14 protein-coding genes are annotated in these 16,398 nt (G+C 60.7%); 7 read left to right on the forward strand and 7 right to left on the reverse strand.

All coding sequences use genetic code 11. The annotated features are described in order from the left end of the window. Window positions 1-12 precede the first annotated feature (12 nt). Both JNL86_06935 and JNL86_06940 read right to left on the reverse strand, forming a co-directional pair. Window positions 13-477 carry a YbhB/YbcL family Raf kinase inhibitor-like protein gene (locus JNL86_06935; GenBank protein MBL8042638.1) on the reverse strand — a complete coding sequence of 155 codons (465 nt, stop codon included), beginning with the start codon at window positions 475-477 and terminating at the stop codon, window positions 13-15. Between the two features lie 69 nt (window positions 478-546). Then, window positions 547-1,503: a diaminopimelate dehydrogenase gene (locus tag JNL86_06940; protein ID MBL8042639.1), complete on the reverse strand. Its 957-nt coding sequence runs from the start codon at window positions 1,501-1,503 to the stop codon at window positions 547-549. Window positions 1,504-2,300: 797 nt separating this feature from the next. Between JNL86_06940 and JNL86_06945 the strand changes: the two genes are divergently transcribed. The 3 genes from JNL86_06945 (at window position 2,301) to JNL86_06955 (ending at window position 5,227) form a co-directional block, all read left to right on the forward strand. Continuing rightward, window positions 2,301-2,936, forward strand: coding sequence for an ABC transporter substrate-binding protein (locus tag JNL86_06945; GenBank protein ID MBL8042640.1), 636 nt, complete (start codon window positions 2,301-2,303; stop codon window positions 2,934-2,936). A gap of 270 nt (window positions 2,937-3,206) precedes the next feature. Beyond that, on the forward strand, window positions 3,207-3,833 hold the full coding sequence (locus tag JNL86_06950) for a toll/interleukin-1 receptor domain-containing protein (protein ID MBL8042641.1): 627 nt from the start codon (window positions 3,207-3,209) through the stop codon (window positions 3,831-3,833). A 5-nt stretch (window positions 3,834-3,838) separates the two neighbouring features. Next, the gene (locus JNL86_06955; protein MBL8042642.1) at window positions 3,839-5,227 is read left to right on the forward strand and encodes a tetratricopeptide repeat protein; all 1,389 of its coding nucleotides are present in this window, start codon (window positions 3,839-3,841) and stop codon (window positions 5,225-5,227) included. A gap of 72 nt (window positions 5,228-5,299) precedes the next feature. On the opposite strand, the gene JNL86_06960 is transcribed toward JNL86_06955, so the two are convergent. The 3 genes from JNL86_06960 to polX form a co-directional block, all read right to left on the reverse strand. Further along, window positions 5,300-5,692, reverse strand: a complete 393-nt coding sequence (locus JNL86_06960; protein ID MBL8042643.1) for a hypothetical protein — start codon at window positions 5,690-5,692, stop codon at window positions 5,300-5,302. A gap of 792 nt (window positions 5,693-6,484) precedes the next feature. Beyond that, complete coding sequence (locus tag JNL86_06965) at window positions 6,485-7,831, reverse strand: NADP-dependent malic enzyme (protein ID MBL8042644.1); 1,347 nt, start codon at window positions 7,829-7,831, stop codon at window positions 6,485-6,487. A gap of 63 nt (window positions 7,832-7,894) precedes the next feature. Continuing rightward, window positions 7,895-9,625, reverse strand: a complete 1,731-nt coding sequence (gene polX, locus JNL86_06970) for a DNA polymerase/3'-5' exonuclease PolX (GenBank protein MBL8042645.1) — start codon at window positions 9,623-9,625, stop codon at window positions 7,895-7,897. Between the two features lie 682 nt (window positions 9,626-10,307). Here polX and JNL86_06975 point away from each other — a divergent pair. Then, window positions 10,308-10,733: a hypothetical protein gene (locus JNL86_06975; GenBank protein MBL8042646.1), complete on the forward strand. Its 426-nt coding sequence runs from the start codon at window positions 10,308-10,310 to the stop codon at window positions 10,731-10,733. A 4-nt stretch (window positions 10,734-10,737) separates the two neighbouring features. Here the strand turns inward: JNL86_06975 and JNL86_06980 are convergent, their stop codons facing one another. Then, window positions 10,738-10,899: a hypothetical protein gene (locus JNL86_06980; GenBank protein ID MBL8042647.1), complete on the reverse strand. Its 162-nt coding sequence runs from the start codon at window positions 10,897-10,899 to the stop codon at window positions 10,738-10,740. A 131-nt stretch (window positions 10,900-11,030) separates the two neighbouring features. Next, window positions 11,031-12,377, reverse strand: coding sequence for a GTPase (locus JNL86_06985; GenBank protein ID MBL8042648.1), 1,347 nt, complete (start codon window positions 12,375-12,377; stop codon window positions 11,031-11,033). 154 nt (window positions 12,378-12,531) lie between these two features. Here JNL86_06985 and acsA point away from each other — a divergent pair, with 154 nt between their 5' ends. The 3 genes from acsA to JNL86_07000 are packed head-to-tail and all read left to right on the forward strand — an operon-like array spanning window position 12,532 to window position 16,317. Further along, on the forward strand, window positions 12,532-14,298 hold the full coding sequence (gene acsA / locus JNL86_06990; GenBank protein MBL8042649.1) for an acetate--CoA ligase: 1,767 nt from the start codon (window positions 12,532-12,534) through the stop codon (window positions 14,296-14,298). Continuing rightward, window positions 14,295-15,293 carry a pyruvate dehydrogenase (acetyl-transferring) E1 component subunit alpha gene (gene pdhA / locus JNL86_06995; GenBank protein MBL8042650.1) on the forward strand — a complete coding sequence of 333 codons (999 nt, stop codon included), beginning with the start codon at window positions 14,295-14,297 and terminating at the stop codon, window positions 15,291-15,293. Before acsA ends, pdhA begins: the two co-directional genes overlap by 4 nt. 40 nt (window positions 15,294-15,333) lie before the next feature. Then, window positions 15,334-16,317 (forward strand): alpha-ketoacid dehydrogenase subunit beta, encoded by a 984-nt coding sequence (locus JNL86_07000; protein ID MBL8042651.1) that lies wholly within the window; start codon window positions 15,334-15,336, stop codon window positions 16,315-16,317. Window positions 16,318-16,398: the final 81 nt, after the last annotated feature.

Genomic DNA, 16,398 nt, shown 5'->3' on the forward strand with positions numbered 1-16,398 from the left:
GCCTCATGACGCCTATCGTCCGAACCGCCCCATCACCTGGGCTTCGGCCAACACATGTCCCTTCATCGCCTCCACCACCTGCGCCTTGGTCGCCTTCGGTTTGAGGGACAATTCACGATCCAGCGCATAGAGCGTGAAGTAGTAGCGATGGGGGGTGCCCGGTGGCGGACAGGGCCCGCCGTAGCCCACTCGATGAAAGTCGTTCATGCCTTGATGCGCATCATTCGGCAGCACCTCCTGCAGGGGAAGTCCCTCGGCCAATCCGCGCACGTCGATGGGAATGTTGAACAGCACCCAGTGGACCCATGTGCTACCCGGCGCGTCGGGATCATCCGCAATGAGCACAAAGCTACGTGTTCCATCTGGGGGATGGTTCCAGCGTAGCGGGGGCGAACGGTCCTCGCCCTCACAGGTATGCTGCTTCGGAATCGACTCGCCCTCCTTGAACGTCCCCGCGATCAATTCAAACACCGGCATCTTCGCTCTCCTCTCCCTCTCCGATCTCTCCCACGAGAAGCTGCAGCACGAGATCGCCGCCTGGTGGAATTACAACCAGGCCCGTTCCGCATCCAATTCCTTGGCCCCCCACAGAGCGCTCAGCGGCACATCGAGAAGCGCATGGGCGCCGGGACTCAACCTCGGCAATGCCCGCGCAGCCGCCACCATGATTCGTGCCGTCATCATCGCCTCATCGAAGCGCGCTTCGATGAACAGCCGCTGATGCCCCTTGCTGGCCGGCCCGCTCCGGCGCTCCAGCACGATGCCACGGCCTTCCTGCTCCAGCGCGGCCACACTGTCTACCGGAAAGACCAACGTCTCGTCGCTGAGAAACAGCGGATCGGCACGAATGGCGGCGGCCACGTGCGCAACGTCCACGCCTGGCTGCATTTCGACATACACATACCGCTGCCTGGTCCCGTCGGCAGCAACCTGCTCCGTACAGAGCGCGTCCTTCACCCCCGTGACCTGTCGCGCCATGGCCGTATGATGCAAGCTGGCCGCCACACGATGCCTGGTCTCCAGTTCTCCCTCCGGCACCAGCAGACCGAACAGGGACCGGATGAGGGACAGCGCCCCAGGATCCCACCCGGCGCCCACGATGGCCGGAACGCGAAACCGAACGGCGAGCCGATGAATCGCCTCACGATGAGCCTGGAACGCCTCTCCATGGAGAATGGACGCGTCGACAATAGGGACGCCATGCTGCAGACAATCGTGCGCCGCGTCGAACATCTTTGCCGTCGGCACGCAGAGCAGCGCGCCATCCAATCTCGGCACCTGCGCGGTATGAGAGACGACGGGCACCGTACTGAAGGCATCCGGCACCGGTTGGGCAAGACGATCGACACGCCGCACGATTGCGGCCAAGGTCAGATCCTGCGCATCGAGCACGGCGTCCACGCAAGCCCTACCTACTCTCCCCAAGCCCACCACTCCAAGAAGTAGTCCCTCCTCACCGTTCCGCTTGTTGCCTTTGCCCACGCGCGAGTCCTCCGGTTCCATTCCACGCACGCGATACTGTTGAAGGAGCAATCGCAATGCCTACAAACCCAACCGGTGCTGTGATGGAACGTACGTGGTGGGTTTCCCGAATGAACTCACCGACATCGGGATGATGAGGGAGCTCGGGGCGGGTGAGGCCTCCGTGCGGAGCCACCGTTCATGGCTGTGCTCCTGTGCCCTTTCGCAGCATCAGACCCCACGCGCTTGTAGCGGATTTCCGCAGCCCGCGCGAAGCGACACAGGACCGGCCATTGCATACAGGAGACAACAGAACCGGATACATCGCCGTCGTCGGAAAGAGAGGACACGTGGGGCCGCCCATCGTTCGTGCATTGCTGGTGACGGGACTCTGGCTCTGCCTTGGTTGTGTGGGCCCCCTGCAGCAATGGGGCGAGGACACCGCGTTTCATCGCAAGACCACTTCGTTCGACCCGGCCACGCTGAAACAGGAACGGGCGGCGGTCGTGCACGCGGTCGTGGGATTCGGACTGGAAGGATATGCCCATCAAGTCTCGCGTTCGCTGTCGAGCGCCTTGGAGCAGCACCCTGCCCAGATCACCGCGCTCCCGGCCCACGAATCCCTCAATCGCATCAATCGAGCAGGATTGACGCCGACGTACGCAGACATGGCTGCGGCCTATGCCAAAACCGGCATCCTCAACCGCGCAGGGTTGCAAGAACTCGGTGTGGCCCTCCAGGCTGGCTATGTCTTTCAGCCCAAGCAACATCAGGACGAGACCTTGAGAGAAGATCTGGATGTTGATGCTGATCGCGAAGCACGGGAGAACAGGGTGGGAATGACGCGGCATCGGTTCTTACTCGTAGCAGCCCCGGCCCTGTTGCTGGCCTGGCTGCTGACGCCACTCGCAGCTTCGACGGATGCCGGACAGGAATCTCCCACGGCTGTCGTTCGCGCGACACTCGAGGCGGTCCTTCATCTTCTCGACGATCCGCAACTGAAACCGGCGGCACAAGCGAAACACCGGCGCCACCTGCTTGAACAGGTGATCGCAGAACGGTTCGACTACGAGGAGATGTCCAAACGGACACTCGCCGTCCAGTGGAAGGCTCTCAACGACAGGGACCGCCAGGAATTCGTGCAGCTCTTCAAGGCGTTTCTCTCGGACGAATACGCAGCAAGGATTGAAGGGTATGCAGGCGAACGGATCGTCTATGTGTCGGAACGGACGGCGAACGGATATGCCGAAGTCCGCACCAGACTGGTGTCGGACAAACTCGACCTGCCGATGGACTACCGTCTCACCGGCAAGCAGGGTACCTGGTACGCCTATGACGTCATCGTCGATGGGGTCAGCCTCGTCATGAACTACCGCAGTCAGTTCACGAAGATCATCGCGGAGTCGTCGTTCCAGGAACTCCTTCGCCGTCTGCGGGAACGGCCCAAACAGGACCTCAGCAAGCCGAAACCCTGATCACATCCTCTCCACTCAAGGGAATCTCCGCCACTGGTGCCAGAACCTGAACAGGTACCCCTCCTCCAGTGCCGCATCACTGTAATTTTGCGATGCTCCAACCAGTGCTGCCGCTTCTCACCAACGAGCAATTCGAACACCCTCTCATCGGTGAACTTGCGGAGAGCGTAGATAACAAATGGTTGCATTGTTCAGTAAGAATCAGCCCGTGGCTCTTGACGAAAATGCTGAATAGGCAGAGGATTCATCACCGTCAACCGGATCAAACCCATGCTGAAAAAGATCAGGCTCTTTCTCGCCTCCTCTGCAGAGCTAGAAGCAGATCGACGTCAATTCGAAATCTTCATTAACCGCAAGAATAAAGACTGGGTGAATAAGGGCGTGTTTCTGGAGCTCCTCATCTGGGAGGATTTTCTTGACGCGCTGTCTCAGACGCGCTTGCAAGACGAGTACAACCGAGCGATTCGCACCTGCGATATCTTCGTGATGCTCTTCTTTACCAAGGTCGGCAAGTACACCGAGGAAGAGTTCGAGACCGCCTTCGGGCAATTCAAGAAAACCAACAAGCCTTTCATCTACACCTATTTCAAGGACGCGCCGGTTTCGATGGGCGCATTGAATGATGACGTGTTATCGCTGTTGCAATTCAAAAAGAAACTGAAGGCGCTCGGGCATTTTCAGACGGTCTACAACAATATCGAGGACCTCCAACTCCAATTCGGCCAACAGTTGGACAAATTAGCCGCCAGTGGATGTATTGAGTTCCAAGGAGATACGGACAAACAACCCACACCATCGATTCACATCAGTCACAGCAAGAATGTGGTGGCGGGCAGCACCGTGAGTACCGGCGGCGGCAATTTCATCATCGGAGACAGCACCTCATCCAAGAAATAACTCTCATGGCCGAAACACATCTAGAAAATGTTCACAATGCTATCGTCGGCTCCACCGTCACGACTGAGGGTGGCGACGTCCTGGTGAACGGACACAAAGTCACCAATTATTTTTATTCCTCCCAATACCAGGACTTGAAAACGCAAGCGGATGAGCTTCAGGAACACTTTGACAAGACTTTAGACAAAACCAAGAAATACCCGGACGATGAAGATTTCAAGGCCGATCTCCTGAAACTCAGCGGAAAGCGCAACGAGATTCGCAAGAAACTCAAAGAGTTGAAACAGGAGGTCATCCGCCTCGCCGAGACCTTCACGAACATTCCCATCAACTCCGAGCGCCTCAAGCTCGCCCGGCAGCACTTTGAGGCGGGCAACTTCTCCGCCGCCAGGGCCATCTTAGATGCCGATGCCGAGCAAATGGGCAATGAGTTGGACGCTCTCCTGCATCGAGAAGAGCACCTGCAACAGCAACAGGCCCAGGTTCAGGCCCTTCGATTGGATAAGGCCAATGAATTCCTTATCCTGGCGAGACTGACAGCCCTCAACTTCGACGTACCCGATCGCTTCGACAAGACGATCGAGTACTTTGAGCAGTCCCTGAAGGCGACACATACGCTAGAGAACACATTCGAGTATGCCTATTTCCTGCATACACACAATCAATTCAACACCGCTCAGCCATGGTATGAAGAGTCTCTCGCCATCCATCGCCGCCTGGCCGGCGCCAACCCAGACACCTACCTGCCCGATGTCGCCATGACGCTCAACAACCTGGGGAATCTATACCGCGACCGCCACGACGTCGCCGCCGCCCAGGCCGCCTATGACGAGGCCTTCCACATTTACCGCCGCCTGGCCGACGCCAACCCAGACACCTACCTACCCAAAATCGCCACGACGCTCAACAACGTGGGGAATCTATACCGCGACCGCCACGACCTCGCCGCCGCCCAGGCCGCCTATGACGAGGCCCTCCACATTCGCCGCCGCCTGGCCGACGCCAACCCAGACACCTACCTGCCCGATCTCGCCATGACGCTCAACAACCTGGCTGTGCTGTACAGCGACCGCCACGACCTCGCCGCCGCCCAGGCCGCCTATGACGAGGCCCTCGACATTCGCCGCCGCCTGGCCAGGACCAATCCGGAAACCTATCTGCCCAAGTTCTCCGGGACAGCTGTGAACTTGAGTATCTTCTATCTACAGAACCTGCCTGATCGGGACAAGTCTCTCGCCCATGCGGGGGAAGCATTAGCCGCCGCCTGGCCGTTTGTGGAGGTCTTACCTGCTTGCCTAGAGCATGCTCGCGCTATCTTGCAAATCGTCGAGGCATGGGGGGTCGATGCAGAAGCTTTTTTCGAAGAGACGCTTAAGACGACTGAAACCAACTAGGATCGCATTCAACTGCGCACATGTTTCGCAATGAGTATCGTCATATTGGCCAGCCGCTGCAACCGCAGCTAGTCAACTCATTCGGTGGAGATGCCGGGACACATCGTGATAGCGGGGCGGGGTCACGTGATAACAATCATCGAACAGCCGTTCCGCCGCCTCGGCAGTAATGCCCTGCTCCCGTGCCTGCAGCATGTCCATGAACCGATTCATGGTCCGATAGACGGCTTCGCCATCGTCCGTGGCGAGGTGCGCTCTGACGATTGCCAGTTGCACAACGTAGGGCCTAAAGAGATCTTCTCCACCCTCTTCCTTCGCCTGTTCAACCAGGACCGCCTGCACCAGCACATCAAGCCAATCATGCTCCCCGGCGCCGGCTGCACGTTCAAGGCCGGGCACGATGATGACGCTCGCCAACAACACACATGAGGCCGCCATTCCCTTCACGCCTTGAATCCTTCGCATGATTTCCTCCTCGTGTCGGCTCGGCATGCAGTACCGCCAGGCCATCCCCGCCACGCTTGCGTGCTTGCGTAATCGCCCTCCTGTCTCCCCGCCCGTACCACTCGATCACCCGTGTCACGATCAGCACCGGAGAGATGGCGAGCTGGGTGACGGCTTGCGAGACGCTGCCGGCGGACGCACGACACTCCCCATGATAATCTCCTGCACATCAGGCAATTCCTTGGCCAAGTCGGCCACCCGCCGGGATCCGTTCTGAGACCGCAGATTCATCGAGGACGACCAACCGTCGCATCACCGGCGCCCCCACGCCGTTCACCCATGAATCGTCGTGTTGCCTGCAACACAGATAGGCAGCATAGGCTATGCCAGGACCGGGCATGTCGTAGGACATAACCAATCACCATTGAGCAGGAAGAATCGGCGAGGAAACAAGGGGTTGAACAAGGGAGAGCCAGCGGGGCCTGGACGGGAAGATTTGACACTGCCCTATTCCGCTACAGAGCGAGAGTGCGGTTGTGGCGTGGGCCAGCACAGCATTGATGAGTAGCTTGACTGCTGCCGATCCGAGCGTATCTGAGAAGTGAGCGGAGGGTTCGGTGAGAGGAACTGAGACGGATACCGAGGCCGAGCGCAGGGGTGGTGAGCAGGCCCGCGGATGCGAAGCGGGAAGCCTGAAACCCCTCCAAGGCCTCACGACGTGAGGGACGCTCTCTGAACCCACCTCCGCTCTGCTTATGTGAGCCCCTTCCACGTTGACTCACTCACCACGGTCGATGTCGTGCCTGCAGAGGTTCATGCGGAACGCGCTGCCGATGGTGCGACGATGAGCCCCTCTCGCAACAGCACGCGCATGGCTTCATGCGCCGCACGCACCTTTGACTCCGCTAGAATGTGAACCTGATCGCGCGTACGCTCCACGCGTGCCAATCCTTGTTCCTGCGCCTTCGTGGCGGTAGCCACCGCTAAGCGCATCGGCACATGCCACTCCTCCATCGTCGGCAGAATACTGTCCTCGTGAATGCCGCGTTCCCTGGCGCAGCGCGCCAGTTCATGGGCGGCGGCGATCGCCATCTCATCGGTAATAGCCCGTGCCCGCACATCGAGCACGCCTCGAAAGATGCCGGGGAACACGAGCGAATTATTCACCTGATTGGGGAAGTCGCTGCGTCCGGTAGCGACGATGCGCGCCCCTGCTTCTTTGGCTTCCCAGGGCCAGATTTCGGGAACCGGGTTGGCGCAAGCAAACACGATGGCATCTCGCGCCATACCCGTTACCCATTCCGGCTTGATGATGCCGCCTGCCGAGAAGGCCACGCACACATCGGCTCCCCGCAAGGCCTCCTCGATCCCGCCGCGCCGGCCATCGGGATTGGTCTGCACACAGACCGTCCATTGTTCAGCGAAGGCCGGATCCAGCTCATACTCGCGGCGGAAAGTCCCCAGGATTCCTCCCGCATCACAGGCCACGATACGAGTAGGATCGGTACCGCAGGCCGTCAGAAACCGATAGGTCGGCACGTTGGCCGCCCCCATCCCGATCATGGCGATGCGTACCTTGCCCATATCCTTCCCGACGACGGTCAACGCGTTGATCAACGCCGCCAGCAGCACCGTTCCGGTTCCTTGCTGATCATCGTGCCAGACAGGGATCGGACTGATCGCCTGGAGTTCGCGCAGGATCGTGAAGCACTTGGGCATCGCGATATCTTCCAGATTGATGGCTCCGAATGACGGGGCAAGCAGGCGGACGGTCCGGACCAATTCGTCGGGATCTTTCGTGTCGAGACAGAGGGGAACGGCATCCACCCCGCCCAGATATTTGAACAACATCGCCTTGCCTTCCATGACCGGCAACCCGGCGCCAGGGCCGATGTCGCCCAGCCCTAGGACACGCGTCCCGTCGGATACGACGGCGATCATGTTGCCCTTGTTCGTATAGTCGTAGATCAGATCGGGGTCGGCCTGAATGGCCTTGCACGGTGCCGCCACTCCGGGCGTGTACCAGACGGAAAAATCTTCCAGGCCCCGAATGGCGCACTTGGGCATCGTCTGCATCTTCCCTTTATAGTAGGCATGCAGGCGCAACGCCTCGTCCCCGGGTTTCGATGCCTTCGCCAACAGCTCGGCTCGCTCCGCCATCGTCTCCCTCCTCAGCCTCATCTCCATCGCACGATCAACACCACCATGGCGATCCGTTCGTCTTCAGGGCTCCATGGTCCGTTTCAACAGCTTGCTCACTTCCCCGTAGGATCGCGTGTTGACCACGTCGGACTTTCGAAGCCAGCCCCGCCGGGCCTGTGCGATCCCGTATCGGCCGTTCTCAAGATCCGCCGTGCTGTGTGCATCGCTGTTCACGGCCATCAGTACGCCCTCCTCCCGTGCCATGCGGCAATGGATGTCCGTCAGATCCAACCGCTCCGGATGGGCATTCACCTCCAAGAAGCACCCGCGCTCCCGGGCCTTCCGGATGATGCGCAGCATATCGACTTCGTAGGGATCACGACGACCGAGGAGACGGCCACTGGGATGGGCCAAAATGGAAAAATGCGGATGGCCCATCGCTTTCAAGATACGATCGGTTTGTTGCTGTTTGGACAAGTTGAAGCGACTGTGGACCGCGCCGACGACCAGATCCAAGCGACCGAGCACGTCATCCGGCAAATCGAGCGAACCATCTGCGAGAATATCCACTTCGATGCCCTTCAACAGTCGAAGGCCTGTGAGGCCTTTGTTCAGCCGATCGATTTCGGCGCTCTGTGCCGACAATCGGGTAGCATCGAGACCCCTGGCCATCGTCAGCCGGCGGGAATGATCGGTGATGGCGAGATACCGAAGTCCGCGACGCCTGGCCGCGTCCGCCATCTCTTTCAAACTATGCCGACCGTCCGTCGCGGTCGTATGGGCGTGCAGGTCCCCCACGAGATCCTGCAACTCCAGCAGGATCGGAAGCCGCCCTTCATTCGCCGCCTCGAACTCGCCGCGGTTCTCTCGTAACTCCGGGGGAATCCAGGGCAGGCCGACTGCGGCATAGACCGACTCTTCCGTCTCGCCGGCGACGCGGACCTCTCCGCGAAACAGCCCATACTCATTCAGCTTAAGCCCGCGTTGTTGAGCCAACTGCCGGAGCACCACGTTATGAGCCTTGCTCCCGGTGAAATACAGCAGCGCCGCGCCATAACTCTCTTCCGGCACCACGCGCAGATCCACCTGCAGCCGACTCCGAAGGCGGACGCTGGCTTTCGTGTCGCCCTGCGCCAACACCTCCAGCACGTCAGGGTACCGTACAAATCGATCCGTCATGGCTCGACCGGCACGCGCCGTCACAAGAATGTCCAGATCGCCGATGGTGTCCCTGCCGCGTCGATAACTCCCGGCCACCATGACGCGCCCCACGCCGGGCGACTGCCGCAGATACGCCATCAACGCATCGGCATAGGGCATGGCCAAGGCCAGCTGTATACGCGCCTCCTCTCCGGTCCGCGCAGCCAACGTGTCGAGGATGTGCTGCTCAGTCTTCTTCCCGAACCCCTGCAGGCCGCTCACACGCCCCTCCTGGGCCGCCAGCTGTACATCCGACAGGCTGCGTATGTGGAGATGGCGGGCAAGCGCCTGCACGCGTTTGGGGCCAAGCCCAGGAATACGCAGCAGCTCCGTCAGCGTGGCTGGGATTTTTTTGCGCTGCGCCTCCAGGGCAGCTGCCGTGCCGGTCCTGACGATTTCCTGGATTTTTCCGGCCAAATCGTCCCCGATGCCGGGGAGGCTGGTAAGGTCTTCCCCCCGCATGACCATCTCCGCGACCTCGCCGGAAAGATCGCGGATCGTTCTGGCGGCAAACCGGTACGCCCGCACACGGAACGGATTCGCCCCTTCGATTTCGAGCAAGTCGGCCATCTCCTCAAAGACGGCCGCGACCTCGGCGTTATGCGCCGCCATGATCACTCCGCCACTGGTGAAACCCTCGCCAGGCACGAGCCTGGCCTGCGCGTTGATCCTTTCCCCTCACCCGCCCGCATGCTCGAGGCCCACCCGGCCACCCGGATAGACGGCATTTCACACACGATGCATGGTGAGGGGAGCAGCTATTCCTGAATGACTGGGAGAAAGCAATGCGCAGGCCAACCGCGCGGAACGGATCCAGGCGGCCTCGGCACTCCCGCGCCCGCTTGCAGAATGACCACCTGGTACAAGCGTCGCCTTCTTCCCCAACCACCGGAATGTGGCTGTCGCAGAACGCCTCCATGAGACGACACCCCCCCTGCTTCCCTGAGAGCGACGATTCAGCTGCACGAGGCCAGGACCGGCCCGAGACGCACTCCATGCCAGGCACTGCCTTTGCTCATCGCAGCAATGCCTATCGGCCGGAACAAATCATGGAGGCAAGACAGAATGGGTGGATGGATCAACCATTGGCGAACAGCGACCATCGCCCTGGGTTATATATAGGCAGCAGCGACCCACTCATGTGGGGGACAAGTGTCGCGAACATCGGGCTTCGCCGTGGCCGGTACCGGCCTGCTCTTTGCTCTTCACGTGTGGCGCAGCGCCGGTCGTCGAGATCCCGCTTCAACTCATCAACGCCGGCCGACGTTGCTGGTGTCCGCATCCGGATCGATCCGTGGCTCTCGCCTGCCTCCCGCTGCCGTTTCACCTACGAACACCACCATCTGGCAGCCCCTCTGCCATCGCCTGGATGGACATCGCCACGACCGCAGATTTGTATGAAGGTGCGCCGGTGATGGCATGGCGCTGGGATATCCCGCGGCTTCCTGGCACCATGGATCGGGAAGGTCACCGAGCCGAGAAAGGCAACGTCGCCCTCCTCGGCATCGTGACCCAGGCCAGAATTCAGCGCTTGCCGTTGATGGCCGGCGGCAAACTAGTCGATCAGTTGGTGCAAGGCAACCAGGCGTCTGAGCCGCTGCTGACGCCAAACTTTTTCGGGCTAGGCCTGGTGGAACCCGCCTATCGCATCACACAATTGTTGGTGTCAGCGGCGAACCGCTACCACCGACGAACGTCGTCCACCTGGCCACCGTCCTGACGAGTTAATTCAGGCGCGCTTTTTCGCGCTTCGCCATCAGTTGCCGTACACCTTCGGGAGTACCCATCTTCCGGCGATGTTCGAGAATGAGCGGATCGATGTGCTCGCCGCACATCACGCAACGCCATCCCATCTGATTGACCTCGCGAATCTCCTCCGGCACCATGAAGCCTCCGCAACGAAGGCACCGATCCCGTGCGATAGATGTAGCGTAAGTCACCATATATGGTCTCGCCTTTCTGTTGGGCGTGAAGATGTCGCTGACTGTTCGTTTGAGCAAGAACGGACAAAAAGGATTCACCCGCCTTTCGCCTTCCTGATCACCCCCTGCACCACATCGGCCAGCGTCGGCGGTCCGTGATCCTTCACCTCATACCGCACGCGAACTGTGGGCTGTGCAATCCGGACCAGCCGCCGTAAATCCACCGGTGTGGCGATCACCACGAGGTCGCAGTCCACCGAGGCGATGGTCTCCTCCAGCTCCCGAATCTGCTCCGGCCCATATCCCATCGCCGGGAGCACCGGCCCCACATGCGGGTAGTGTTGAAACGTGCGCTGCAGGCTCCCGACGGCGGAGGGTCTGGGATCGACGAGCGCACCGGCATGATGCCGTTCGGCCATCACATGCCCCGCACCGAATGCCATGCCCCCGTGGGTCACCGTCGGCCCATCCTCGATGACCAGCACACGTTTTCCCGCAATCACCCCGGCTTCGTCGGCGCTGAGGAGCATGACCGTCTCCACCACCGTGGCCCGCGGATTCAGCCGATCAATGGAGTGACGGACTGCGGCCACCTGAGTCGGCGTGGCAGTATCCAGCTTCGTCAGAACCATCACATCCGCGCGAAGCAGATTGACCTCGCCGGGGAAATACGCGCGGTCGGTGGCGCGAAGCGGATCCACCAAAACGATCTCCAGATCGGGGACGAAGAACGACCAATCATTGTTGCCCCCATCCCAGACGATGATGTCCGCCCGTTCCTCCGCCTCGTGCACAATCTTTCCATAGTCCACGCCGGCGTAGACCGGACATCCTTGCGCCAGATGTGGCTCATACTCCTCCCGCTCCTCAATCGTGCAACCGGCGGCATCCAGATCGGCCAGTGACTCGAATCGTTGCACGGCCTGCTGCGCGAGATCACCGTAGGGCATCGGGTGCCGCACGACGGCAACCCGCAACCCTGCCTGTTGGAGGATCGCCACGACCCGGCGCGCCACAGGACTCTTGCCGGCGCCGGTCCTGGTTGCACAGATCGAGACGACCGGCTTCTTCGCAGACAACATGGTGGAACGAGGCCCCAGCAGCGAGAAATCCGCGCCGGTGGCCAACACACGAGAGGCCTGCTGCATCAAGTCTTCATGGGAGATATCACTATAGGCAAAGACCACCAACTCGATATGCTGCGATCTGATAAGCCGGTCCAGTTCCTGTTCGGCACAAATCGGAATGCCGTTGGGATACAAGGGGCCGGCCAAGGAGGGAGGGTACACCCGCCCCGAGATGTTCGGGATCTGCGCCGCGGTAAAGGCCATCACGCGATAGTCCGGATTGTCGCGAAACTTCACGGCAAAGTTGTGGAAGTCCCGCCCGGCGGCCCCCATGATCAGCACCCGCGTCCCCTCATCCTTGGCGCGATTGTCCACGTCTATTCTCCCTCACTGATGAATAATGCTACAGCGTCTCTGGTCCTACGCCGAGCAACCTCAGCGCAAGCCGCGCGAATTCCCTCGGTTGGCCATGGCTTCGAGGTATCCCCGATGGTCTACGCCTTGCAGAACCCATGCTCGGAGCATCGGCATGCCTTGGAACCCCATCATCAAGTCACGACGAGACTGGGACGTGATCCCGAACCTCTACGACTATGATGCCGTGCGCACGGCATTTTCGTGGGACCAGGCGCGTAGCGAACTAGATTGGCTCCCGGGGAGACACGGGCTGAATATCGCCCATGAAGCCGTCACGCGTCATGCGGCCGGGCCGCTGGCGCAACGGACGGCGATTCGATGGTTGGGAAAAGACGGGACGGTCGACGACTATTCCTACCGGCGACTGGAAGACCTGACGAACCGTTTTGCCAACGTGCTCCACACGCTTGGCGTCGTCAAGGGCGACCGGGTCTTTGTGCTCGCCGGGCGCATCCCGGAGCTCTACATCACGGCACTCGGCACGCTGAAACACCGCGCGATCTTCTGCCCGCTCTTTTCCGCCTTCGGACCGGAACCGATTCGCGCGAGGCTGACCATAGGCCAGGCCAAGGTGCTCGTGACCACGGCCTCGCTCTATCAACGAAAAGTGGCCGCCATTCGCGAGGCTCTGCCACATCTCGAACATGTGCTGCTGGTCGGTGACGAGCAGCCGACTCCGGTGCGCGCGGGGACGCACAACTTTCATTCTCTCCTGCAGCAGGCCCCGGACCTCTATCAGATCGGAACGACCGATCCCGAAGAACCGGCGCTCCTTCATTTCACCAGCGGCACGACCGGCACACCGAAAGGCGCCATTCATGTGCATGAGGCCGTGGTGGCCCACCACATCACGGGAAAGCTGGCCCTCGACTTTCATCCCGACGATATCTTCTGGTGCACGGCTGATCCCGGCTGGGTCACCGGAACGTCCTACGGCCTCATCGCACCACTCACCAACGGCTTGACCAGCATCGTGGACGAAGCCGAATTCGACGCCGAACGGTGGTACGGGATCTTGCAAGACCAGGGCGTGAGCGTCTGGTATACGGCGCCGACGGCCATCCGCATGATGATGAAAGTCGGCCTCTCTCCCGTCAGACAATACGACCTGCGGAAACTTCGCTTCCTCGCCAGCGTGGGAGAGCCACTGAACCCAGAAGCGGTCGTGTGGGGGGAACAGGCTTTCGGCCGCCCGTTTCACGACAACTGGTGGCAGACCGAAACCGGCGGCATCATGATCGCCAACTATGCGGCCATGGATGTTCGCCCCGGCTCCATGGGTCGCCCGCTGCCCGGCATTGAAGCCGGCATCGTGAGAAAAACTGATTCCGGTACGGTCGAGCCGATCACCGAGCCGGGCCAACAGGGGGAACTGGCACTGCGGCCGGGCTGGCCCTCCATGTTCCGCGGCTATTGGAATGAGCCGGAGCGATACAGAAAATGTTTCGCGAGCGGCTGGTATTTGACCGGTGACGTCGCCAGGCAGGATACGGACGGCTATTTCTGGTTCGTAGGCCGAGCGGACGACGTCATCAAGACCTCTGGGCATCTCATCGGCCCTTTTGAGGTCGAAAGCGTCCTCATCGAACACAAGGCCGTGGCGGAAGCGGCCGTGATCGGTAAGCCGGACCCCGTCGCCGGGGAACTCGTGAAGGCCTTTGTCTCGCTGAAGAACGGCTACGAGCCTGATGACGTCCTCAAACGCGAATTGCTCGGCGTGGCCCGGTCCCGCCTCGGAGCGGTAGTGGCGCCGAAGGAAATCGTGTTTCTGCCGACCCTGCCCAAGACGAGAAGCGGCAAGATCATGCGGCGCCTCTTGAAGGCGCGCGAACTCGGCTTGCCCGAGGGCGACACCTCGACGCTGGAGGGCGGTTCATGACGATGTCGATGACTCGCGAACAGGGCATGGAGCTATTGCGGCAGATGTTGCGAATCCGCCGGTTTGAAGAGCGGGCGGCGGAACTCTACCAACTCGGCAAGATCCACGGATTTCTCCATCTCTACATCGGAGAAGAAGCCGTGGCCGCCGGCTCGATCCCTCCCCTCACGAGCGAGGATGCCATCGTCGCCACGTATCGTGAACACGGCCACGCGCTGGTCCGTGGCACATCCATGCGATCGTTGATGGCCGAATTGTTCGGCAAGGCGACCGGCTGTGCGCGCGGACGTGGAGGATCGATGCACTTTTTCGATGCCTCACGCCGCTTCTACGGCGGACTCGCGATTGTCGGCGGCGGGTTGCCGGTCGCGGTAGGGTTGGCGCTGGCCGACAAGCTGCACGGTCGAGCCCGCGTCACCGCCTGCTATTTCGGCGACGGCGCCGTGGCCGAAGGCGAATTTCATGAATCCTTGAACCTCGCCGCTTTGTGGAAACTGCCGGTGCTGTTCGTCTGCGAGAATAATTTGTACGCCATGGGCACCGCACTGGCCCGCCACCAATCACAACCGGACATCGCGAAAAAAGCAAAAGCCTACGCGCTGACGGCTCACACGGTCGACGGCATGGATGTCCTGGCCGTCGACGTAGCCACGCGCCGCGCGGTCGAGTTCGTGCGACAAGGCCACGGTCCCTACTTCCTAGAATGCCTCACATACCGTTTCCGTGCCCATTCCATGTATGACGCCGAGCTCTATCGCACCAAGGATGAAGTGAACGAGTGGAAACAGCGCGACCCAATCGCCACCTTTCAACAGACCTTGCGCACCGCCAAACTGCTGCACGATGAGGATTGGAAACAGCTGGACACTTCGATCGCCGCCGAAGTCACTGATGCCGTGGCCTTTGCGGAAGCCGGACCCTGGGAATCGGTCGAAGAGCTCACCACCGATGTGTACAGCCGAATTGTCGGCGATCAGGAGCGAGCCGGCAGCTGAATGTCGATCGCTGAATGGGAGGTGTTCAGAGTTGGACGCCATGACTATCACCTATAGGGAAGCGGTACGAATCGGCATGCGAACGGCCTTGCAGCGCGATTCTCGCGTATTCCTCATGGGGGAAGACGTCGGCAAGTACGGCGGCACCTATGCCTGCAGCAAAGGGTTTCTCGATGAGTTCGGCTCTGAACGGATTCGAGACACGCCGCTGTCAGAGAGCACCTTCGTCGGCGCTGGCATCGGCGCGGCGCTCGGCGGCATGCGGCCGATCGTGGAGGTCATGACCGTCAACTTCAGCCTCCTGGCGCTGGATCAGATCATGAACAATGCCGCGACCATCCGGCACATGTCGGGCGGACAATTCAACGTGCCGCTGGTGGTCCGCATGGCCACCGGAGCCGGTCGGCAGGTGGCCGCGCAGCATTCGCATAGTTTGGAAGGCTGGTACGCTCACATTCCCGGCATCACCGTGCTGACACCGGCAACCGTGACGGATGCACGCGGCATGCTGCTCACCGCCCTCGAACAACCGGACCCGGTCTTTATCTTCGAACACGCCTATCTCTATTCGATGGAAGGGCCTGTGGAAGAAGGACCGCTGGCGGTGGACATCTCGCATGCGGCCGTCCGCCGAACCGGCAAGGATGTCAGTCTGCTCACCTTCGGCGGCAGCCTCTGGAAGGCGTTGGCTGCGGCAACACAATTGGCAGAAGCGGGTATCGAAGCCGAGGTGGTGGATCTACGGGTCTTACGCCCGCTCGATCGTGATTGCCTTCTGGCATCGGTCCGCAAAACGCACCGGGCGGTCGTGATCGACGAAGCTTGGCGCACGGGAAGTTTTGCCGCGGAAATCTCGGCCGTGATCATGGAAGCCGCGTTTTACGACTTGGACGCCCCGGTCGCGCGCGTGTGCAGTGAAGAGGTCCCGATTCCCTACCCGAAACATCTGGAAGACGCGGCGCTGCCGACGGTGGGGAAAATTGTGCAGGCCGTGCGTATCTTGTGCAAGGGAACGTCCACATGAGCATCCACTCGGGCGACCTCATCAGACCATGTGTCCTTCAGCGCAAACCCTGTGATCCTCTTCCTCCCCTCACCCATAGGA

Origin of the sequence: Nitrospira sp., from assembly GCA_016788885.1 — a bacterium.
GTDB lineage: Bacteria > Nitrospirota > Nitrospiria > Nitrospirales > Nitrospiraceae > Nitrospira_A.

What these genes read in the sequence shown, in the direction of transcription:
- JNL86_06935 (MBL8042638.1), bottom strand. Translation starts at nt 477, where the DNA reads ATGCCGGTGTTTGAATTGATCGCGGGGACGTTCAAGGAGGGCGAGTCG.
- JNL86_06940 (MBL8042639.1), bottom strand. Translation starts at nt 1,503, where the DNA reads ATGGAACCGGAGGACTCGCGCGTGGGCAAAGGCAACAAGCGGAACGGT.
- JNL86_06945 (MBL8042640.1), top strand. Translation starts at nt 2,301, where the DNA reads ATGACGCGGCATCGGTTCTTACTCGTAGCAGCCCCGGCCCTGTTGCTG.
- JNL86_06950 (MBL8042641.1), top strand. Translation starts at nt 3,207, where the DNA reads ATGCTGAAAAAGATCAGGCTCTTTCTCGCCTCCTCTGCAGAGCTAGAA.
- JNL86_06955 (MBL8042642.1), top strand. Translation starts at nt 3,839, where the DNA reads ATGGCCGAAACACATCTAGAAAATGTTCACAATGCTATCGTCGGCTCC.
- JNL86_06960 (MBL8042643.1), bottom strand. Translation starts at nt 5,692, where the DNA reads ATGCGAAGGATTCAAGGCGTGAAGGGAATGGCGGCCTCATGTGTGTTG.
- JNL86_06965 (MBL8042644.1), bottom strand. Translation starts at nt 7,831, where the DNA reads ATGGCGGAGCGAGCCGAGCTGTTGGCGAAGGCATCGAAACCCGGGGAC.
- polX (MBL8042645.1), bottom strand. Translation starts at nt 9,625, where the DNA reads ATGGCGGCGCATAACGCCGAGGTCGCGGCCGTCTTTGAGGAGATGGCC.
- JNL86_06980 (MBL8042647.1), bottom strand. Translation starts at nt 10,899, where the DNA reads ATGGTGCCGGAGGAGATTCGCGAGGTCAATCAGATGGGATGGCGTTGC.
- acsA (MBL8042649.1), top strand. Translation starts at nt 12,532, where the DNA reads ATGCCTTGGAACCCCATCATCAAGTCACGACGAGACTGGGACGTGATC.
- pdhA (MBL8042650.1), top strand. Translation starts at nt 14,295, where the DNA reads ATGACGATGTCGATGACTCGCGAACAGGGCATGGAGCTATTGCGGCAG.
- JNL86_07000 (MBL8042651.1), top strand. Translation starts at nt 15,334, where the DNA reads ATGACTATCACCTATAGGGAAGCGGTACGAATCGGCATGCGAACGGCC.